The organism is Romboutsia timonensis (genome assembly GCF_900106845.1).
Taxonomy (GTDB): Bacteria; Bacillota; Clostridia; order Peptostreptococcales; family Peptostreptococcaceae; genus Romboutsia; species Romboutsia timonensis.
Genome location: NZ_LT629850.1, coordinates 1,485,076 through 1,506,265 on the forward strand (window position 1 = coordinate 1,485,076; position 21,190 = coordinate 1,506,265).

The 21,190-nt window shown below is 26.4% G+C and carries 18 protein-coding genes and 3 pseudogenes; 4 read left to right on the forward strand and 17 right to left on the reverse strand.

Annotated elements, in window-relative coordinates; translation table 11 throughout:
• Window positions 1-20 precede the first annotated feature (20 nt).
• A protein-coding gene (locus BN7997_RS15280) for an IS3 family transposase (RefSeq protein WP_242873446.1) occupies window positions 21-1,345 on the forward strand; the annotation gives its coding sequence in 2 pieces (ribosomal slippage) (window positions 21-408 and window positions 408-1,345; 1,326 coding nt in all).
• Window positions 1,346-1,642: 297 nt separating this feature from the next.
• On the opposite strand, the gene BN7997_RS09695 is transcribed toward BN7997_RS15280, so the two are convergent.
• From BN7997_RS09695 to BN7997_RS09730, 7 genes and pseudogenes are all read right to left on the reverse strand, one after another.
• Window positions 1,643-2,020 (reverse strand): hypothetical protein, encoded by a 378-nt coding sequence (locus BN7997_RS09695; protein ID WP_071120593.1) that lies wholly within the window; start codon window positions 2,018-2,020, stop codon window positions 1,643-1,645.
• A 150-nt stretch (window positions 2,021-2,170) separates the two neighbouring features.
• Window positions 2,171-3,549, reverse strand: a pseudogene (locus tag BN7997_RS09700) (IS1182 family transposase).
• 38 nt (window positions 3,550-3,587) lie between these two features.
• Window positions 3,588-4,057 (reverse strand): annotated as a pseudogene (locus BN7997_RS16045) (transposase).
• Window positions 4,054-5,223 (reverse strand): annotated as a pseudogene (locus BN7997_RS09710) (IS1182 family transposase); the annotation flags it as partial. The pseudogenes BN7997_RS16045 and BN7997_RS09710, both read right to left, overlap by 4 nt.
• 863 nt (window positions 5,224-6,086) lie before the next feature.
• Window positions 6,087-6,683 (reverse strand): hypothetical protein, encoded by a 597-nt coding sequence (locus tag BN7997_RS09720; RefSeq protein ID WP_071120597.1) that lies wholly within the window; start codon window positions 6,681-6,683, stop codon window positions 6,087-6,089.
• 141 nt (window positions 6,684-6,824) lie between these two features.
• A complete protein-coding gene (locus BN7997_RS09725) occupies window positions 6,825-7,871 on the reverse strand; it encodes an NHL repeat-containing protein (RefSeq protein ID WP_071120598.1) in 1,047 nt (348 codons plus the stop codon).
• A gap of 24 nt (window positions 7,872-7,895) precedes the next feature.
• On the reverse strand, window positions 7,896-8,651 hold the full coding sequence (locus BN7997_RS09730; protein ID WP_071120599.1) for a hypothetical protein: 756 nt from the start codon (window positions 8,649-8,651) through the stop codon (window positions 7,896-7,898).
• Window positions 8,652-9,081: 430 nt separating this feature from the next.
• On the opposite strand from BN7997_RS09730, the gene BN7997_RS09735 reads away from it, so the two are divergent.
• Window positions 9,082-9,963, forward strand: a complete 882-nt coding sequence (locus BN7997_RS09735) for a LysR family transcriptional regulator (protein WP_071120600.1) — start codon at window positions 9,082-9,084, stop codon at window positions 9,961-9,963.
• A gap of 181 nt (window positions 9,964-10,144) precedes the next feature.
• Here BN7997_RS09735 and BN7997_RS09740 read toward each other — a convergent pair whose 3' ends face one another.
• The 6 genes from BN7997_RS09740 to BN7997_RS09760 all read right to left on the reverse strand — a co-directional run bounded on the left by BN7997_RS09740 (window position 10,145) and on the right by BN7997_RS09760 (window position 15,890).
• Window positions 10,145-10,411 (reverse strand): Mor transcription activator family protein, encoded by a 267-nt coding sequence (locus tag BN7997_RS09740; protein WP_071120601.1) that lies wholly within the window; start codon window positions 10,409-10,411, stop codon window positions 10,145-10,147.
• A 291-nt stretch (window positions 10,412-10,702) separates the two neighbouring features.
• Window positions 10,703-12,301, reverse strand: a complete 1,599-nt coding sequence (locus tag BN7997_RS09745) for a virulence-associated E family protein (protein ID WP_242873407.1) — start codon at window positions 12,299-12,301, stop codon at window positions 10,703-10,705.
• Between the two features lie 30 nt (window positions 12,302-12,331).
• Window positions 12,332-13,120 carry a hypothetical protein gene (locus BN7997_RS16050; protein WP_242873408.1) on the reverse strand — a complete coding sequence of 263 codons (789 nt, stop codon included), beginning with the start codon at window positions 13,118-13,120 and terminating at the stop codon, window positions 12,332-12,334.
• A gap of 19 nt (window positions 13,121-13,139) precedes the next feature.
• Window positions 13,140-15,149, reverse strand: a complete 2,010-nt coding sequence (locus tag BN7997_RS09750; protein ID WP_071120602.1) for a DNA polymerase — start codon at window positions 15,147-15,149, stop codon at window positions 13,140-13,142.
• Window positions 15,149-15,679 (reverse strand): DUF2815 family protein, encoded by a 531-nt coding sequence (locus BN7997_RS09755; protein ID WP_071120603.1) that lies wholly within the window; start codon window positions 15,677-15,679, stop codon window positions 15,149-15,151. Before BN7997_RS09755 ends, BN7997_RS09750 begins: the two co-directional genes overlap by 1 nt.
• Before the next feature lie 19 nt (window positions 15,680-15,698).
• On the reverse strand, window positions 15,699-15,890 hold the full coding sequence (locus BN7997_RS09760; protein ID WP_071120604.1) for a helix-turn-helix transcriptional regulator: 192 nt from the start codon (window positions 15,888-15,890) through the stop codon (window positions 15,699-15,701).
• A gap of 193 nt (window positions 15,891-16,083) precedes the next feature.
• Between BN7997_RS09760 and BN7997_RS09765 the strand changes: the two genes are divergently transcribed.
• Window positions 16,084-16,407, forward strand: a complete 324-nt coding sequence (locus BN7997_RS09765) for a helix-turn-helix domain-containing protein (RefSeq protein ID WP_071120605.1) — start codon at window positions 16,084-16,086, stop codon at window positions 16,405-16,407.
• Between the two features lie 23 nt (window positions 16,408-16,430).
• The gene (locus tag BN7997_RS09770) at window positions 16,431-16,898 is read left to right on the forward strand and encodes a hypothetical protein (RefSeq protein ID WP_071120606.1); all 468 of its coding nucleotides are present in this window, start codon (window positions 16,431-16,433) and stop codon (window positions 16,896-16,898) included.
• An 85-nt stretch (window positions 16,899-16,983) separates the two neighbouring features.
• On the opposite strand, the gene BN7997_RS09775 is transcribed toward BN7997_RS09770, so the two are convergent.
• The 4 genes from BN7997_RS09775 to BN7997_RS09790 form a co-directional block, all read right to left on the reverse strand.
• Window positions 16,984-17,541, reverse strand: coding sequence for an NAD(P)H-dependent oxidoreductase (locus tag BN7997_RS09775; RefSeq protein ID WP_071120607.1), 558 nt, complete (start codon window positions 17,539-17,541; stop codon window positions 16,984-16,986).
• Window positions 17,542-17,901: 360 nt separating this feature from the next.
• Window positions 17,902-18,444, reverse strand: a complete 543-nt coding sequence (locus tag BN7997_RS09780; protein WP_071120608.1) for a DUF6512 family protein — start codon at window positions 18,442-18,444, stop codon at window positions 17,902-17,904.
• 181 nt (window positions 18,445-18,625) lie between these two features.
• Window positions 18,626-19,507: an Rpn family recombination-promoting nuclease/putative transposase gene (locus tag BN7997_RS09785; protein WP_071120609.1), complete on the reverse strand. Its 882-nt coding sequence runs from the start codon at window positions 19,505-19,507 to the stop codon at window positions 18,626-18,628.
• 238 nt (window positions 19,508-19,745) lie between these two features.
• A complete protein-coding gene (locus BN7997_RS09790; RefSeq protein WP_071120610.1) occupies window positions 19,746-21,068 on the reverse strand; it encodes a hypothetical protein in 1,323 nt (440 codons plus the stop codon).
• Window positions 21,069-21,190: the final 122 nt, after the last annotated feature.

The following is a 21,190-nucleotide window of genomic DNA, read 5'->3' on the forward strand; positions in this document are numbered from 1 at the left end:
AAAATCCATAAAGTTTACTTATTAAAAAAGCACCTACTAATNAAATAATAATATTAAAACAAAACAAATACATTAAGAAAGTAAGTTCGAAAGGTATTACCTATACCGATGAATTTAAAAAAATATTTATAAATGAAAGTATCAATGGTAAACTTCCTAGAATAATATTTGAAGAGTGTGGCTTCAATATCGATATTATAGGCATGCAAAGGATTAAATCTTCTGCTAGCAGATGGCGTACGGCCTTTAAAAATGGCGGAGCTATAAAACTTACAGATACTCGCAAATACAATACTGGAAGACCTATTGAGAAAGATCTTTCAATAGAAGAAAAATACAAAAAACTAGAAGCTAAAATGAAGTTACTTCAAGCTGAAAATGAATTACTAAAAAAGTTAGATATGATAGAAAGGAGAGTGTTAAAGAAGAAGTAAGTTTATTTTCTTGTGAAAAATATGAGATTATTAAGTCTACAATAAAAAAATATAAACTTAAAAATATGATAAGTTATTTATGTAAAGTTGCAGGTGTATCACGTTCTGGGTATTATAAATACTTCTCATCAGAAAGCAAGGATTTAAGAAAATCAAGAGAAGATAAAGATATTTTATCAAAAGAAAATGTATTAAAAGCTTTTAACTTTAAAGGACGTAAAAAAGGTGCAAGACAAATAAAAATGGTTTTAAAAGATAGATTTAATATAATATATAATTTAAAGCGTATTAGGAGAATAATGAAAAAATATGGAATAGTTTGCCCGTATAGAAAAGCGAATCCTTACAGACGTATGATGAAAGCAAGTAAAGAGCATACTATTGTTTCTAATTTCATAAACAGAGAATTTAAGCAAGATATACCATATAAAGTGCTATTAACAGATATTACATATTTAAGTTATAAAAATGGAAAAAAAGCATACTTGTCTACAATAAAAGACTCCTCTACAAATGAAATATTAGCTCATTATGTCTCAGATAACCTACGGTTAGATATTGTTTTAAATACACTAGAAAAACTTAAGTCAAATGTGAATTTAAAACTCCATAGCGAAGCTATTTTACACTCAGATCAAGGTGTTCATTACACGAGTCCTAAATTTCAAAAGCAAGTACAGCAATTAGGTTTAAAACAATCTATGTCAAGGAGAGGCAATTGCTGGGACAATGCTCCACAAGAATCATTCTTTGGGCATTTTAAAGATGAAGTTATTCTTAGCAAATGTAGTACATTAGAAGAAGTGATAAAAGAAATAGATGATTATATGGATTACTATAATAATTATAGATATCAATGGAATTTAAGCAAGATGACTCCTGTTCAGTACAGAAATCATCTTGTTTCTTAGAAATACCTTTTTTTAAATTGTCCTTGACAAAGGGTACACTTTATACAGTAAGTACTTTTTTATAATTTTTTGCTATTGGAAAATGTTGATTTTAATCTTCTGCTGATTCTTTATTTAAAAAATTATTTACTTTATGTACAATTAAACATCTTACTTCATCTAAATCATCTTCTATAGGTTTATTATAAGTACTTTTACAATTTGGACATTGTAATTTAGGTGTACCATAGTAAATATTATCTATTCTAGATTTAGTTAGTAAATCACATTTGCATTTACAAATCGGCTTTAAATCCTCTATTTCATATCCATCTTTATATAATGCCTTATTATATTTCCAAGTAAAAAACCAATCTTTATATCCATATTTCTAAAATCATAATACCAATCAGGATGTTCTCTTTTAGATGTTTTTCTACTAAATCTTTTATCTATCACAAATAAAATAATAACAAATACTGTTATACACACTAAAATACTTCCAATAGAAACTTTATAATCGAGTATTTTAATAGTTTTTTCCTTTATATAATTGAATATAATTATTATACATTCAAAAAAAGACATATCATTTTTAATTGAGGTAAATAAAAATGATGCTAAACCCAATATTATTGGACTTCCTATTGCTATTATCCATTGATTATAAAAAAAATTTTTTATTTTTTCTTTCATTATTTCCTCCTTATATAATATCCCTATATAATATATACGACAAGAAATAATACCACAATACTCTAAATTCAGTTTATAGTATAATAAAAAAATAAGGCTTAATTTAAGCCTTATTTCAGATTGTAGACAAAATAGCCATTTTTACTTATATTAAATGGCTATTTTCTTTTTTATAAAAATTTTTAATGATAATATACTAAAAATAGGCGTAAGCCTTAGATTACTGGACGTATCCTTCCACATCCAATTGGCTAATTTTTTTAGATTCATACATGAGAAAATAAGGCTTACCTCCATCTCAATTTTCGACAAACCTCTTAATTTTGTATATCTCATACCATGTTTCTCTTTTGCATCTGCAAAAACTCGTTCAATTGTTTCTTTACGTTTACTGTAAACTTTTTTACATATGGTTTATGTCTAAGATGATTTGCTTCTTCTAAATAATTTTGCCATATATGCCTTGTAACTAACTTTTGTTTATTTCTACTATTTGTACAAATATTTAAATGCTCACAAGATTTACAATCATTTGGATTTGATTTATACTCTCTATAGCCATCTCTATTAGTAGTTGAATATTTTAAAATCTTATTATTAGGACAAATATAACAATCATAATACTCATCATATACATATTCATATTTCTTAAAAAATCCTTTTTTAGTCATAGGTCTTTTATATGGAATAGCAGGAATTATACCATCATCTAAAATAGTTTTACAAATATAAGGAGTTATATATCCAGCATCTATAGCTATCGCTGTTGTATGTTGTTTACTATTATTTTTTATCTTTTGATATAAATCGGAAAAAGCTACGCTATCATGTATGTTACCAGATGTAATATGAAAATCTAATATGAAATTATTGTTATCACAAGCTGTATGCGCTAGATATGCGAAGCATTTTTCTTTTTCATTTTTGAAGAACATGCCACTATCCTTATCTGTATTACTCTCTATTTTTTCCTTTTTTTTTACCTCTTCATTTTTCACTTCACATAATGGACTTTTTCCATGTTTTAATCTATCTTCATTTATCTCTTTTTCTAGTTTTTCTTGATAATGCTTAGCTTGAATATCTACCTCTACTTTAGTATATTTTTTCTTATTAGCACTAGCTTTTATATGTGTTGAATCTATATAGATATTAGAAGAATCTACAAATCCACATTTTGTAGCTCTCGCTAAAATTTCTTTAAATATTGATTCAAATAAATCTGTATTTTTAAATCGTCTTTCATAGTTTTTATTAAAAGTTGAGAAATGAGGAATTTTTTCAGTTAATGAGTAACCTAAAAACCATCTATACGCTACATTTACTTCTATTTCTCTAATTGTTTGCCTCATTGAAGGTATGCCAAATAAATATTGAATTAAAACTATTTTTATTAAAACAACAGGATCTATACTTGGAGCTCCTAACGGAGAGTATAAATCTTTTACTTTATCATAAATAAAACTAAAATCTATTGCATTTTCTATTTTTCTTACTAAATGGTTTTCAGGAACCAATCCATCTAATATAANTCAGATTGTAGACAAAATAGCCATTTTTACTTATATTAAATGGCTATTTTCTTTTTTATAAAAATTTTTAATGATAATATACTAAAAATAGGCGTAAGCCTTAGATTACTGGACGTATCCTTCCACATCCAATTGGCTAATTTTTTTAGATTCATACATGAGAAAATAAGGCTTACCTCCATCTCAATTTTCGACAAACCTCTTAATTTTGTATATCTCATACCATGTTTCTCTTTTGCATCTGCAAAAACTCGTTCAATTGTTTCTTTACGTTTACTGTAAACTTTTTTACATATGGTTTATGTCTAAGATGATTTGCTTCTTCTAAATAATTTTGCCATATATGCCTTGTAACTAACTTTTGTTTATTTCTACTATTTGTACAAATATTTAAATGCTCACAAGATTTACAATCATTTGGATTTGATTTATACTCTCTATAGCCATCTCTATTAGTAGTTGAATATTTTAAAATCTTATTATTAGGACAAATATAACAANATATGGCTTATGTCTAAGATGATCAGCTTCTTCTAAATAATTTTGCCATATATGCCTTGTAACTAACTTTTGTTTATTTTTACTATTAGTGCAAATATTTAAGTGTTCACAAGATTTGCAATCACTTGGATTAGATTTATATTCTCTATACCCATCTCTATTGGTAGTTGAATATTTTAAAATTTTATTATTAGGACAAATATAACAGTCATAATACTCATCATATACATATTCATATTTCTTAAAAAATCCTTTTTTAGTCATAGGTCTTTTATATGGAATAGCAGGAATTATACCATCATCTAAAATAGTTTTACAAATATAAGGAGTTATATATCCAGCATCTATAGCTATCGCTGTTGTATGTTGTTTACTATTATTTTTTATCTTTTGATATAAATCGGAAAAAGCTACGCTATCATGTATGTTACCAGATGTAATATGAAAATCTAATATGAAATTATTGTTATCACAAGCTGTATGCGCTAGATATGCGAAGCATTTTTCTTTTTCATTTTTGAAGAACATGCCACTATCCTTATCTGTATTACTCTCTATTTTTTCCTTTTTTTTTACCTCTTCATTTTTCACTTCACATAATGGACTTTTTCCATGTTTTAATCTATCTTCATTTATCTCTTTTTCTAGTTTTTCTTGATAATGCTTAGCTTGAATATCTACCTCTACTTTAGTATATTTTTTCTTATTAGCACTAGCTTTTATATGTGTTGAATCTATATAGATATTAGAAGAATCTACAAATCCACATTTTGTAGCTCTCGCTAAAATTTCTTTAAATATTGATTCAAATAAATCTGTATTTTTAAATCGTCTTTCATAGTTTTTATTAAAAGTTGAGAAATGAGGAATTTTTTCAGTTAATGAGTAACCTAAAAACCATCTATACGCTACATTTACTTCTATTTCTCTAATTGTTTGCCTCATTGAAGGTATGCCAAATAAATATTGAATTAAAACTATTTTTATTAAAACAACAGGATCTATACTTGGAGCTCCTAACGGAGAGTATAAATCTTTTACTTTATCATAAATAAAACTAAAATCTATTGCATTTTCTATTTTTCTTACTAAATGGTTTTCAGGAACCAATCCATCTAATATAACATTTATTTCATCATCTCTAAAATTTTCTTTTCTTATAGTTAACATATTTATCACCTCATAAAGAGTATTGACAAAAATAAAAGAGCGTAGACTTTGTCTACGCTCTGAAATAAGGCTTAATTTAAGCCTTATTTTTAATTATTTTGGATCACGTAATTTATAGTTTTTATATTTTGTAATAAATTAATAACGCTCTATTTTATTTCCTTCTGAATCTAAATATATAAACTCAAACTCAAATGCTGTATTTTGAATTGATTCATCATTGTAATAAATTAAAATAGGTTTGCTTTTTTTAATTTTATTTATATATACAGAAATAATCTTTTTACAAATATTTTTATACTAGTCTTCTGTAATTATTTTATCAGAATTATATTTATGAATAAATATCAATAATATTGGTGTTTATTCATAAATATAATGTGCATAATACTCACTTATTATAATAATTATTATATAGGGAATAAATAAAAAAAGGAGGTTAGTATTTAAATGGAATATACATTACTTGTAATTTCTGCGATTATAATCCCATTGATTTTTTTTACATATAGTCTCGTATCATTTAAAAAGAAATTTATTATTTGCACTATAAAAAATAATAATATAAAGGTTATTAAAGATTCTTATTATAGTTTACAGTTATTATTTTGCATAATTACTTGTGTTTTACTAGTTTTTGAAAGTGTAATTGCTATTAATAACATTCTTTTTTTTACATGTTACTATATAGCTACATTTTTATTCATAAATTATTTATTAAAATTCATTTCAATAAAAATGAATTTTATAAGTATAAATGGTGAATAATTCGTATCTCACCATATTGCTCCTCAGTTTTAAAAACATTTTAATATACAAATTTAAAAGGCTATGGTCTACTATCAACCATAGCCTTTTTCTATTTATTTAGCGCTTTTAACGCAACTATGTACTGTTGTATTTCCTCTTTTAACTGTAACGTATAAAGCATCTCCTGTTTGAATTTTTCCAGCTGTAGGTCCAACCTTCCCACTAGGAGTATATGTTCCATTATTTAGCAATCCTAGCTGAATAGATTCATCATATAAAGTTCCAGTATATTGTTTTCCACTTCTAGTAAACTTATTTTGTATTAAAAATCTTGTAAATCCTAACTTATAGTCATTAAGTCCGCTTATCTTAACTGACCAGCTTGTATTTCTTGGTGTCCAGTTATAACTACAGCTTATAGATCTTGAGCTATTCTCTGTACTTATAGCTTGAACTTCTTCTCCAGCTTTTATCTTATCTATATTTTCATCTGTAACTTCAAGTTTATAAGTTTCTTCACAATCGTCTTTTGCACCTTCCCCAAATGCCTCGTACTCTTCAGCCGTAACAGGTGTTTCTAATACTTCATTTCCTTCAATATTAGTAACAATTTCCTTATCAGTCTCTATTTCTTTAGCATAATTTGTAACAGGTACAGCCATTGATAGAGAAAGTCCTAATAGCCCTAAAGCCATAATTCTTTTATTCATATTAAATCCCCCTATTATCTTTCGTGTTTTCTTTCAGTCTTATTATACATTAAATTATAATCTCTCTTAATTCATCAAATAATGACACATGTAAATTTTCTTTTTTTTGAAAATCAATAACTAACTTTAGAATATCTATATTTATTTTTTAAATATAGATACAAAAACCTTATTATCATAAGATTTTGCATCAAATTCTTTCTCAAGTTTAAAATCATTTAAATTATGTACATATACCTTTTTACCATCAGATAAAATAAATTTATTATCTGCTATTATACTTGAAAGGATGTTTCCCTCAACATTAAAAGATTTTATTTCTCCAGTTTTTATATCTAATTTAGCAACATTATTACAAATTTCTTCTCTGTGTACATCAGACTCTACAATATAAATATCATCATTATTTATATGAATTTTTGATAAATTCTTAAATGGTAAGTTGAACTCTTTTATAGATCCATCTTTCAAACTAATCCTTCTAACCTTATTTGTTTTGTTATCTAAACCATCATTAGTGACTAGAATGTATATGTAATTACTTATTTTTGCCATATCACAAGTAAAACTTATATCTTCAACAACTATTTTATTTAGAACTTTAAAACTAGACTTATCAATTGTATATAAATTTCCACTTGTTGATTTTCCTGAGTCATTGTGATTTATACTTAAAATATAAAGTTGATTTCCATCTTCAATCATATTGATGCCTTGACCCTCTAATTCATTTGTACCTATTACTTTATTTTTTTCTATGTCGGTCTTAATTATTTGAGAATTATTTAATGAAGAAATCCCACTAAAAGTGTATTTCCCATCGGAAGAAAAAAATGTTGGAGTAACTCCTGTACTTTTAATTTTGCTTACAGATAATTTATCTTTATCCATCTCTACAACAAAATCTTGTTGATTACTTCCAGCTAATGGAGCAGCATAATATAGTTTATCTTTTACTTCTATTCCGTTTTTCATAAAACTTCCAAATGTTATCCCTGATACGTTTAAATTTTTTTCCCCTAAATTTTCACCTTGTTTGTCATAAAGAGATACAACTGAACCGCTATTTGAAGTATATAATAAGCCATATTCATAGTCTTCAATATAACTTTTATTCCTTGAACAGCCTATTAAAAAAGCAAAACTTATAATTATGATTAAAAAAATTTTCTGTTTAGATAACTTCATTCTATACCTCTTTCTATTTAACTATTATTTCGACCACACAATATATGTATTACTAGAATTAACTAAATCCATAGGATAAACTATACCACCATTATGATTTATGTTAACACCATTCATTACTTTAAATGCTTTATAAACTAATTGAGAACAGTAAAATTTCGCACCATTTTCTGTATCAGTAAATGTCCAATTATAAGGCTTTCTTTCTTGGAATCTTCTATATGAATAATCTGCTGCATCGTTATCTTGAGCTTGACTAGTTCCCCTTACATTAACCCCATATCCACTGCTATATCTTGTATTCCAATCATTCGGATATGAATAAACTCCATCTTGACCTTTAGGCGAAAAAATTTTCGGGAATGATTCTATTGATGTATTAGAATTATATACAATTCCAGCATGCCCTGTTAATGATGTAACTCCAAAAGCTTTGGTTACAAGTATCGTACCCTTTCTAGTTGGATAACCTCCTTTTGTTGTTATACCTTTTTCTTTAAGATCTTGATCTGTTGGCATCAAATCTTTGTCCCCTGCCTTAACTCTTTCTTCTAATTCTTTCCATTCCTTCTCTTGTTCCTCAATAGACTTTAATTTGTCCTCTACTGGTGCTGAATTTTTTAAATTTACTTTATTATCGTCTATTTCTTGGATTGATAGTTTAGAAACACCTATTGAATCTTGATTATTTGAATTGTTGTTCATTGCAAATGCTGAACTTGTTGAAGTTAAAACGATTCCTGCTACTAGCATGCTAGTAATGTACTTTTTTAGTTTCATATTTTATATATTTCTCCCTATTTAATATATAAATAATTTGATGAAATTCATCAAATTATTTCTTTTTTATTTATTCTGTAACTATAGGCTTAATCCCTTTTTTTATTTAAGTATTCTTACATTTTTTTTAATATCATAATAGCATACACTAAATTTAAAATACACCAGCTTATTATAATTTTTAAAATATTTATTATATATTGTTTCTTATGACAAATCAATCAACCTCTACCAAACTAGTCTTTAAATTGCATTCTAGGTATAATTGAAATTTTAGTTATAAATTTTACAATATTAATATATTGCGAAGTAATTTACATAAAAATAGCTAGACACTTTGGAATTTCCAATATGTCTAGCTATTTTTATTACTTGCTTATCACACAATTGTCTAACAGAGCCTTGATTTTTAATGTAAAAGGAGATAAAAATGAACTTACAACAACTGGAGTATTTTAAAATAATAGCAGAAACAAAGAATTTCACAACAGCATCTGATATATTATCAGTTACTCAACCAGCACTAAGCAAAGCCATATCCAAGTTAGAAGAAGAGCTAGATGTTAAACTTTTTCAAAGGGAAGGAAGAAATATCAAGATTACGGAGTTTGGAGATGTTTTTTTGAAATATGCCAAAGGAGCTTTGAGTGAAGTTGAAAAAGGTAAACTTAAATTAAAAGAGATGAAAAATAATAGTGATATGATTATATCAATATCTTCAACTGCTTGTATTGGGGCAACTTTTATACCTTTTTTAATAAGTAGCTTTTTTAATGATAATTCGAAGGTGAAGTTTAATATTGATAATCAAAGCACAGATGAAATTTTAAAAGGAATAAAAAACAACCATGTTGATTTTGGATTTATAAGTGATATAAAGGATTTAGACAAATATAATAATTTGGAAGCTATTTTAGTTAAAAAGGAAGAATATGTTTTAATTGTTCCTAAAAACCATCCTTTAGCCAATAAGGAAGAAGTATATCTTAGTGATTTGAAAAATGAGTATTTTATAGCATACAATAATAAGTCTTCTGATGTGGAGAAATCTTATTCTGATTTAATAGGATATACACCGAAAATTTATGCAGAACCTAGTGAATCAAGTATACTTTCAGGTCTTGTGGCAGCAGGGGCAGGTATTGCCATAATTTTAAACACACCATTGATTAATACTAATAAGATTTCAGTTATAAAAATAAAGGATAAAATTGATGATAAAAGTATTTATATGGTGTGGAATAAAAATATTATTCACAATAAAAATAAAATGGAATTTAAAAATTATGCTTTAAATATGAGCAAAAGATGAAGGGACTGTAGGTAGTTTTGTGTAAATACAAACTTACCTACAGTCCCAAAAACCATATTACATAAAACACTTTTACTATCATAGCTAAAACATTCCATACAATTGAATAGTAATTACTATTAACTATTCCAATTGACATTATACTATATTTAAATTATTTATATATTTTGTAGATACACCATTACCTACCTACAATCTGTCTAACAGCCACCTCACTAATACCAAACCTATTAGCAATCTCCCTATAATTACCTCCATCAAACTCCTCTCTCATAATCCTATTTCTAGCCTTTTTAACAATAGCACCCTTACTAGGAATATAAACATTACTCCCACCACAATACTCAACCAAACTAATAAAAGTATCCATTCCAAAAATCTCAACTAAATCCTTACATCCCTGTGGAACATCATCCACCCTAATAAACTCTAAAATCTTTTCTTCCATAAAATCACCCCTATAATTTATTACCGTTACCAAAGAACTTAAAGTATAAACTTTTTTCTAATTAGAGGTAATTTTTCTTTAATTTCCTCTATTTAGGCAAACTCTAAGGTTTTTTCGTCTCTTTGGTAACACTAGCAATATTCGTTGAAATTTAAACGTTTTACCCGTTACCAAAGGCGTTACCAGAGGTGTTACCGTAAATTTTTCGGTAACACCTTCTTTAAATAACCGTTACCAAAGTCAATTCTTTGGTAACGCCTTCGGTAACGCTAAAATAGGTCTTTGGTAACGCTAATTTTTTCTTAAAAAAGCCCTTTGAGTTCCATAAAACTTTCCAAACCTAAGTTTACCTTGTCCCTCTTTTAAACTTTCCCAGCCATCTATCCTTCTTAAAATTTCATTAATCTCCATTGCATTGCCTCTATGAAAATTCTTTATATCCCCTCCAAATAGCTCAACCCAAACTTCAACACTACAAACTTTTTCTCTTAATATACAATCATTATCTACTCTTAAAAATTCACTTTCACTTATATATCTTCTTCTTTCATATATGTCCATATTGTACCAGTTTTTAGGAAGTTTAATATCTAAGTACTCCTTTATCATACCTTCCTTGCTATTACCTTCTAAGTGTTTTTCTTGTTGCATGGTTGCTTGTTTTTGAATATCTCCTTCTAATATTAGCTTTTCACCATTTTTATAAAAATGCATAGCTTCTGCCCAAATCATATCTATTTCATGTTTATTTAAATCTTTAAATAAATTCTTTTTAGGTTTATTTACTCCAACCATAAGTGGCCAATATCTTCTATTACCTGTTCTATCTTTTAAAAATTCAATTTCATTGGTAGTTCCAAAAAATACACATTGCCTTTTAAAAGTTTCAACCCTTCTTCCATAGGCTTGCCTATAACTATCTTCTGTTTTTGATATAAAGTGCTTTACTGATTCTGCCTCTGCTTTTTTAGTTGCCGATAGTTCTGCCATTTCTAGTATCCAAGCGTTTTGTAATTGCTCATAGGCTTCTTTTCCTTGCACTGTATTTATAGAATCCGAATACCAATGTTTACCCAACAAGCTTATTATATGGCTTTTACCTAATCCCTGCTTACCAACTAAAACCATCATATAATCAAATTTAGTACCAGGTTTAAATATTCTAGTAACTGCTGCAACTAACATTTTTCTAGTTATAGCTTTTGTATATTCACTATTTTCTGCTCCTAGATAGTCTATCATTAAATTGTCTAATCTACTTACATTATCCCAGTCAAGAGAGTTTAAATAATCCCTTACTGGATGAAATTCATTTCTTTTTTCTATTATAGATATACCGTCATATATTTTGTGTGGAGATACTATTTTATAAACTACATCTAAATACATTCTAAGATTTGAATCATCACTATCTTGCCACACATCACCGTTTTCTTTATCAACTACCTTTTTCCATGGTAAATCACCTTTTATAATTGTTCTATTTGAAAATAAGTTGTAAGCTATTTTATCCTTTAAATTTTCATCATTTTCAAGTATTGTTACTATATTCTTAATACTAGATTTATAAAGTCCATTTTTATCTACCTCTAGCTTTAATGTCCAACTATCATTTATATTATCCTCTTCACATACAGATGAAAAATCATTTATAGCATTTTTTAATTTGTTTTGACCAAATTCAAGCATTACTTTTTCATCTTTACTTATAAACTCTATCATCTTTGTATATGATGGTAGCTTGTTTATAGGAAGTTCTTTAGATACATTTTTATCTAAATGTGAAAACTTATGAAGTCTTACTAAGTCAAAAGAATTACAAAGTTTATCACAACATACATCAGTACTATGATGAGAATATGCAAAATTACCATTTTCATATATAACCACACCATTAGAAGTGCTTCCATTTATATATGTTTATCTATCTTTAGTATCACCTTTTTTATATACATCATATAAAAACTTATCAATTACATCATATACATTGTAAGCTCTACAAAATGCACCTATTATATTATCTTTTAACATTGGGTTTTCTTTATTTATATTATGTAAACTATTAAGTTTAGGATTTGATTTACTTAAGTTATCCAACAAACTTTCATCTTTACAAGCATTATACTTATTTAATATATCTAAAGGATCTAGAAAGTCTTTATCTATTAACTTAAAAACATACTCTCCATCTTTAGATGTAGATGGAAAGTACATAAGCCTTGACGGTGAGTAGGTAGTATCATCAAAATAATCTATACCTATATCAAAAGCTATTTTTCTTGATATAGCTTCATATTGAATTGGATCTACTTCATTTTTTAATGGAATTATTATTCTAAACCTTGGACTTTTTTTAGTATGCTTATGTGTAGTATATATACACATACCAAAATCAATATTTTTCTCAAGGTCTTCAATCATACCTTCATATCCAAAGTCTACATCTAGTGTTATTAAACTTCTATTTATTATAGTATCTTTTCTTCTTTTTCCATCTTTTAAAATTCCACCTACAAATCCACCAACATCTTTTATATTGTCTTGTATATCTTTAGGAAAGTTTATATACTCATTATAGGTTTCATTTGTATATTTTGTGTTTTTGATATATTTATCTATAAACTCTGAATAAGGCAACTTTAAGTTTACATAATTTAATTCTTTTCTACTTTTTCCTATAGCTACATTTATAATTTTGTCATGTTTCATAATATCCCCCATTTATAACCTACTTTTTATAATAATTACTTTCAAAGCCATCAGCTCTTAAATTTAATCCCTTTAAGTATCTGTTTTCCTTACACATTATTTCAACAACTTTTTCAACACTAGATACTCCATTTTCAACTTCTAAAACAATTTCATCATGTACATGCATTACAATATTAAATCCCTTGTTTCTTAGATTCATCATAGCCTCTCCTAATACATCACGAGCTATGGCTTGTACAATATTTTCTACTAACTTTCCACCATATGTAGTAAGTCTAGTATTCTTTTTAGTTGTAGAGTCTACTCCTTCATAGGTTATAACACTTTTGTTAAAAGCATTGTTATAATCTATTTTTGGTCTTATATATGAAAATCTTCTACCAGATGGTAGTTTAATAAATAGTATATTTCCTTCATATATAAAACTAATATTTTTGTCTATATGGACAATACTTTTATTATTAACAGCTTCTATAAAGGCTTTTTCAACAGTATTCCATAGCTTAACTATATTTGTATTAGAACTTCTAAAAGCCCTTACAATTTCTATAAGCTCACTTTCACATAAATTCATATTATAAGCACCCATACTAACAAGTGCACCAACTCCACCTTGATAGCCTAGTGCTAGTTCTGCAATCTTTCCTTTTTGTCTTAACTCACTTTCTTTAGTTATTTCATTAATATCTACTTTAAACATTTTAGATGCACTAGCTTCATAAATTTTCCCATGAGTATTAAATACATCTATTCTCCATTTTTCATCTGATAAATAAGCTATTATTCTTGCTTCTATTGCACTAAAGTCAGCTATTATAAACCTATGATTTTTCTTTGGTATAAAAGTTGTTCTTATTAGTTGTGATAATATATCTGATAGGTTTTCTTGGTTGTATAAGTATGAATTTATATTGAAATTATAGTTAAAATTCTTTTTCCTACTAGGAAAATTTGTATTAATTCCATTCCTTATTTTTTCTCGAACTTCTTCTAAATTATCCATCTTATTTTGTGGAAGGTTTTGAACTTGTACAAGTCTTCCTGCCCATCTACCAGTTCTATTTGCTCCATAAAACTGAAACAACCCTCTTATTCTTTCATCATCACACATACACCTTTTCATAGCTTCATACTTTTTAGTTGAAGTTTTATTTAACATTGCTCTAAGGTCTAGCACTTCTTTTATTTTTTCATAATGAGGATTTTTTTTAACTTCACCACTATTTAATAAATCGCCTACACTTTCTTTACTAAGTGAATTTACCTCTACCCCTAAACTTTTTAAATAATCTTTCATTTGATTGTTGCTTTTAGGATTATTTATATTAGTTATAGTTTTAAGTTTTTCTATTAAATTACTTTTAAAAATATTATCATAATAAATAGCATTTTTTAGCATTGTACTATCTACCAAAACACCTCTATCATTTATTTCTTGATCTAGTTCCCATAGCTTTTGCTCACTTTCTGGTAACTTAACTTTTTCTAAAACCTTTCTTATACTTCGCTCAACCCTTACATCATTTATACAATACTTTTTAAACTCTTCATATTTTTTAATTGCTTCAGTTTTTTTAACACTTTCTTTACTTGAAGTTAATAAATCAAGGTTTTCCTTTTTCATAAAAAACCTTATTAAACTTTTGCCTTCCTCAAGTTTTTGCTCTTTTAACCTTAAACTTTTAGCCACATTATCAAGTCCATGTGGTAGCCCTAAATATAGTGCGTGAACTTGTGTGCATCTAAACATCTTAGGACTTAAGTAGGTGTTAAAGTATTTTGATAAGCATACTCTTTCAAAGTTAGCGTTAAAGGCTGTTTTTATTACATTTTCATCTAGTATATCTTTTTTTAATTGTGGTGGTATTTTTTCATTGTTTTTTAAATCTATAATTTTTATTTCTTCATCATCATAAGCATAGGCAATAAGCAGTATTTCAAAGTCATTTTGGGTATATTTATAGACCCCACTTTTTGTAAGGTCTATACTTGAATAAGTTTCTATATCAATAGATAAAGTTTTCATTATATTAATATCCCATCATCTACTACACTAAAGTCATCTACTGCACTTGCTCTATTTACAATTTTCTCACCATCTTTTAGCTTTTGAAGATTTAATAATTCACAAGATATACCACAGTTACCGCTATCTTTGTGATTGTATGGATAAAAGCTTATACTAACTCTACCTAAACAACCATTATATAATTCATCAGGACTTAATATTTTTAAGTCTTTATCTACGACCTGTGGTCTATATTTTGAAGTTGCATTTATATAAAAGCTATCTTCATATTCTTTTCTTCCTGTTGCGCCCCCGTCTTTTAAGCAACTTATTAAATTATCTGGAACTTTCCCACCCCATATATCAAGTCCATTTTTAGTAGCATTGTATATTCCTTCATAGATTTTATCCATAGTATTACTTTCTTTATGTATTATAATTGTTATGCTGTATTTAGGCTCTGAAGATAATGCGTTACTTCTTGCCTCTTTTATATTTACATAGTTTAATTTTACGCTCCCAGTTACTACTTTAGTGTTAAGTTTCATTTATTTTCCCCCTTAAATTTTATTGTTTTTCAAAGATATCATCATATTGGTAGTTTAAAGCCTTTTTTATGCTTACAGCTACTTTTAGTGATGGATTTCTTCTTCCGTTTTCTATCATTGAATAATAGGTTCTATGTATGTTTACCATATTTGATAGACTTTCTTGAGTAAGATTTTGTTCTTTTCTTAAACTTTTAAGTTTACCCCTCATATCTAACCCCCTTTTTATGTGACTTTTATTTACCTTTTAGTTGCTTTTAGTAACTTTTATATTTTAATTATAATGACTGTTGTTATTATTAGCAACATATTTTTTAATTTTTTTCCAAAATTTATCTATTTTGTAGACTATTTGTCACATTTAGTGCTACTATATAATTGTTAAATAAATTAGGAGGTAAATTATGATATTCGGTGATAGATTAAAACAACTTAGATTAAAACACAATGTTACTCAACAACAACTTGCTGATTATTTGGGCGTAAACAGAACATCAATAGCAGGATATGAAACAAAGGGAAAACATCCTGATTTTGATAAATTAAGATTATTAGCAGATTACTTTAATGTTACTTGTGATTATTTAATCGGACAAGATAATAAAGAATCTAGAGATTTAACAATAGCAACTCATAGAACTATGTATGATGAAAACTTATCAGAGGAAGCTCAAAAGGAATTAGATGAATTTGTTAATTATTTAAAGTTTAAATACAAAAACAAGTAAAAAATTTATATTTAGGGGACATTATGAATAAGTTAGACAAATTATATAAATTGTGTGAGGATGAAAATATTCAAATTGAATGGGTAAGTTTCAATCCTTGTATATTAGGGTTATATATTAATGATAAGGATATTCCTCCTACTATTGCTTTAAACAAAAGTATTTTTAATGATCGGTTAAAAACTATGGAAATTTTAGCTGAAGAGGTTGGTCACCATTTTACAACTAATGGAAACTTTGCTAATAGATTACTTCACTACAGTGATAGAATTAGGCTTAGTAAAGAAGAACAAAAAGCTGCTAGATGGGCTTGTAATTATTTAATTAGTGATGATGAGCTTTTTGATTGTGTTAAAAAGTGTACAAGTGAGGAGGAACTTATAGAAATGTTGGATGTTTCTTTTGGGATTTTGTATGACAAGCTTAGGTTTTGTAGTGTTGAAAATAGGGAGCTTTTATATAATATTTGTAATTATTTAAAGAGTGTGTAGATAGTTTTGTGTATTGTATAAAGAAAAATAATTATTTATTTTAAAATACGGGGTCGTGAAATCCGACCCCGTCTTTTATCTACTTTTATTCTCCAAAATATTTTTCAATAAGATCATATTTATCTTTATTTTCTACGTTCATATTTATATATTCTACATTTTCAATACCACAAATTCCTAATGTACCTTTCACTACAACAGTTTCTATAGGGTTATTTAATCCTTCTATTAAATATTCACTATTAGATTCTGATGTACTAATAACTAATCCTGACTTAATATTGTTTAAAAGACCTTTAGGTTTATTGTTTTCTTCTGTAAAAGCAAACTCTTTTAAAAATACTTTATCAAAGAAACCTTTAAGTATTGCTGGTACATTGTTAAACCATAGTGGGAATACTAATATTATTTCATCACTTTCTTTTAAGTGTTTTTGGTATTTTTTTACTAGTTCATCATCTGTTTCGCCTTTACTATAAAGTTGTTCTTGTTTTGCTGTCATTACTGGATTGAAATTGTCTTTGTATAGGTCAATTACTTCATATTGTACTTTATTTTGAGTAAGTATATCTATTAATTTATTTACTATTTCTTTTGAAAAAGATTTTTCATTGTTACTAGCAAGTATTATTGTAGATTTCATAATTATACCTCTTTTATTATTTGTATTTATTACACTATATTTTATCCATTGAGGTATATATTATTATATATTTTTATCAATTTTTATTTTATGTATAATTTATTATCTTTTCAACTTTACTTTCTGTTATGCAAGTTCCTTTTGCAATTTGTTCTGTATTTATGTCTAGTGATTTTAGTCTTAATACTGTTTCTATTTTTTCACGTTGTATGCCTTCTTGTATTCCTTTTTCTTATGCATTTTAAAGTGCACTTATTTCATCTTTAATGGACTTTTCTCTAAGGAAGTATATTAAAAATACACTGTCGAGTTTTTTGACAGTGTATTTTTTTATTTATTACAAATTTTAAATTGTTACCTTTATCGTCTATGATATATTCCATAAGTACCAGTATCATAATCCTTGAATATAGGAATATGAGGTGGGTTAAAAGTAAATATAACAAATGATAAAACTACAAGTATTAAAACTATTACACATAAGTTAAAATATACTTTCTTCCCACTATAATGATTATAAATATGAAGTGCTAATAACTGTCCCATAGTTACAGTACATAATAGGTTTAGTATATCGACTATAAGTAAATGTACTCCAAGTCCGTATCTATAAGTATAGTATAAAAATGGCATTAAAAAGGTACTAACTAAAAGTGAAACTGTAAATGCTACAAAGTATCTTTTAAAGTCTAGTTTTAGTTTGTCTTTAAATAATAAGTAGGTTAAGCCCCACCATATTATTGTAGGTAGTACTCCCATTTTCATATGTTCCCATATGCTTGAGTTAATTGGAGCTACAAGTCCTAATAGTGTTATGCTACACCAGTCATATGCAAAGTGAGTTATTGATCCAAGTATGAATATAGGAATGATTCCAGATAGGATTAATTTTTTTGAATTCATTTATTTATCTCCTTGATAATTATTTTTATAGTATATAGTATTTACAAAAATAATTAAGATTACTACTTCTTCATAGGCTGATTTAGGCTTGTATAAACGATTTTGATCCCTTCTTTTATAATTTGAAATCTATAATTTTTGATATATTTATACGGGGTCGTAAAACACGACCCCGTATATACTAATTAATATTCTCTTTTATTATCTTTTCAACTTCAGTCTCTGTAATACAAGTTCCTTTTGCAATTTGTTCTATATTTAGACCTAATGAATGTAGCCTTAATACAGTTTCTATTTTTTCACGTTGTATACCTTGCTTTATTCCTTGTTCTATTCCAATTTGAATTCCTTTTTCTTCTGCATTTGCAAGTGCACTTATTTCATCTTTGATAGACTTTTCTCTAAGGAAATATAGTTCTCTTTCTTTTTCATCCATACTTAATTTATATAACTTATCTTTTGCTTCTCTTATTTCTGAGTTACTCATTTCTAGCTTTCTTACAACTTCACTTTCAGGATCTCTTAAAAACTCAACCCACGCTTCTAACATATCAACTACTTCTTCTTCACTGTTTAATTTCTTTAACTTTGGTATTTCTATAAAATGAATTTCTTCTATATCTGTTAATTCTTCATTAGTTTCTATTTCTTTTAATCTATATCCATTGTGGAATCTATCATTTTTTAAATATTTAAAATCTAATATATTTATACATACAGTTCGACATAATTTATCGTATCTATCTCCATCGCCTAATTGTTCTTCGTATAATTTACTCCAATAATATAGGCTTCTTTGTATCATATTGTATTCATTTTTTAGCTGTATCTCTATATTTATTATTTCTTGATTGCTAGTTTTTGCTTTTACATCTAGTCTTGAAAATTTATCTTCTACATGTACTTTTTCTATATCTGTATTTTTTATTTCAACTTCTACTATTGGAATAATTGGCTTTAATACAGCATTTAAAAATCCTATTAGTATTTTTGGATTTTCTTCTGAGCCAAATATTTTTTTAAATACGAAGTCTATTTTAGGATTTAACAGTCTTCTTTGCATATGTATTTTCCTTTCATATTTTATCTATAACTTATTATCTATAATAGTCTATTTATATAAAAAAATAAAGTATAAAGGTCATTAATATTACTTTCAAATATTTTAATATACCCTTAGTATATTAAAAATACACTGCCTATTTTATCTACAGTGTATTTTTATAATAGTTTATGAATTATTTTAAATCTTTTACTGCTTGAATTATTCATATAAAATAAAAGAGGTCGATTGATTTATTTTATGATATTTTTCCTAAATTTTCATTTTCTAATATTGATTCAAAGTTAAAGTCTCCATTATAAAAATTCTTATAAACAGCTATGTTTTTAGAATCTGAACATATATCTAATATTAAATCTTTATCATCATATTTATTTATACATGTTTTAGTTAATACTATAAGATGTTCTCCTAAATCTATTTTTTCTCCAAATAACTCAAATTTGTCGTTAGAAATAAAATGAAATAATAATTTTGAATCTGTCGGTATATTACATTTTGATTTAATTTCTTTACCTTTAATAGACATTGAAGATATATTTATATTACTAATACCAGTATCAAGTATATTTTTTAGAGAATTTATCTCTTCTGCATAGTTTACTATTAATTCAGGTGAAATTTTAAATTTAATATCTAATCTATTCTCAATATAAAGTAGTTTTTGAATAAGTTTCTTTTCAACACTTAAATCTATAGATTCATTAAAATCAAATTTACCTTCAAACAAAAATATATTTCCATCAACTAATCTAGCTGTTAAAGATTTACTGTTATTTATCTTTATCATAGTATTAATCCAATACATTATACTTAATGCACTAGAAGGATTAACTATCTCAAAATTAGCATTATTTGAAATTATATTTTCATCTGTATCTAATGAAACTTTAAAAGTTACATAGACTTGAGCATTTTGTTGCTGTTTGTTAGACATAATTGTAGTGGATATATTATTTACAGTTGAAATATCATCAATTCTTAGGTTTATATTATCTAATATCGTTTCAAAATCTTCATTTTCTAATCTAATCTTCTTATCAAAACAAGCCATAGGAGGAATTATTTTAAGTTCACTTAATTGCCCGTTCTGAAGTGAGTTATTAGCAAAGTATCCTATTGCCAAATCAATTTCTCCTTCACTAACAAATTCTAGTGCAACCAACTCTGATTGATCTTTATTTTCATATTTAAATTCTTGAATTATATTACCATCTATTAGTAATTTAAATTCAACTGGCTCTAACACAATCGTCTTTTGAGTTCTATATGAATACTCTAAAACTTCTGATAAATTATTGAACTTACTAAGAAATTCATTGTATTTAACTAAAAATACACCTTTAACATCATGATTAGTAGAATTAATTTTAATATTAGATTCTTCCCTAAAATTGATATTATTATATTTTAGTTTATTTTTTAATTTATCATCTAACAAGTTAGAGTTTTTCTTATTCATGTCCTCTTTTAAGGCATTAAGCATTTCAATAATCTCTTTGCTTTGATTCATAAGTGCATTATGATTGTTATCACAATTTCTATTTATCGTATTTATCATAAACTTATCTTTAATATCTAGTTGCTTATATATTAAATTATTTATATCTGAAAATAATTCTGTAAAATANGTCTATTTTAGGATTTAACAGTCTTCTTTGCATATGTATTTTCCTTTCATAT

Excerpts from the sequence above, each read along its gene's own strand:
- BN7997_RS09720 (WP_071120597.1), bottom strand. The coding sequence starts at position 6,683 with ATGAATAAAAGAATTATGGCTTTAGGGCTATTAGGACTTTCTCTATCA.
- BN7997_RS09725 (WP_071120598.1), bottom strand. The coding sequence starts at position 7,871 with ATGAAGTTATCTAAACAGAAAATTTTTTTAATCATAATTATAAGTTTT.
- BN7997_RS09775 (WP_071120607.1), bottom strand. The coding sequence starts at position 17,541 with ATGAAATCTACAATAATACTTGCTAGTAACAATGAAAAATCTTTTTCA.
- BN7997_RS09765 (WP_071120605.1), top strand. The coding sequence starts at position 16,084 with ATGATATTCGGTGATAGATTAAAACAACTTAGATTAAAACACAATGTT.
- BN7997_RS09730 (WP_071120599.1), bottom strand. The coding sequence starts at position 8,651 with ATGAAACTAAAAAAGTACATTACTAGCATGCTAGTAGCAGGAATCGTT.
- BN7997_RS09790 (WP_071120610.1), bottom strand. The coding sequence starts at position 21,068 with ATGATAAATACGATAAATAGAAATTGTGATAACAATCATAATGCACTT.
- BN7997_RS09780 (WP_071120608.1), bottom strand. The coding sequence starts at position 18,444 with ATGAATTCAAAAAAATTAATCCTATCTGGAATCATTCCTATATTCATA.
- BN7997_RS09785 (WP_071120609.1), bottom strand. The coding sequence starts at position 19,507 with ATGCAAAGAAGACTGTTAAATCCTAAAATAGACTTCGTATTTAAAAAA.
- BN7997_RS09755 (WP_071120603.1), bottom strand. The coding sequence starts at position 15,679 with ATGAAACTTAACACTAAAGTAGTAACTGGGAGCGTAAAATTAAACTAT.
- BN7997_RS16050 (WP_242873408.1), bottom strand. The coding sequence starts at position 13,120 with ATGAAACATGACAAAATTATAAATGTAGCTATAGGAAAAAGTAGAAAA.
- BN7997_RS09695 (WP_071120593.1), bottom strand. The coding sequence starts at position 2,020 with ATGAAAGAAAAAATAAAAAATTTTTTTTATAATCAATGGATAATAGCA.
- BN7997_RS09750 (WP_071120602.1), bottom strand. The coding sequence starts at position 15,149 with ATGAAAACTTTATCTATTGATATAGAAACTTATTCAAGTATAGACCTT.
- BN7997_RS09760 (WP_071120604.1), bottom strand. The coding sequence starts at position 15,890 with ATGAGGGGTAAACTTAAAAGTTTAAGAAAAGAACAAAATCTTACTCAA.
- BN7997_RS09735 (WP_071120600.1), top strand. The coding sequence starts at position 9,082 with ATGAACTTACAACAACTGGAGTATTTTAAAATAATAGCAGAAACAAAG.
- BN7997_RS09770 (WP_071120606.1), top strand. The coding sequence starts at position 16,431 with ATGAATAAGTTAGACAAATTATATAAATTGTGTGAGGATGAAAATATT.
- BN7997_RS09740 (WP_071120601.1), bottom strand. The coding sequence starts at position 10,411 with ATGGAAGAAAAGATTTTAGAGTTTATTAGGGTGGATGATGTTCCACAG.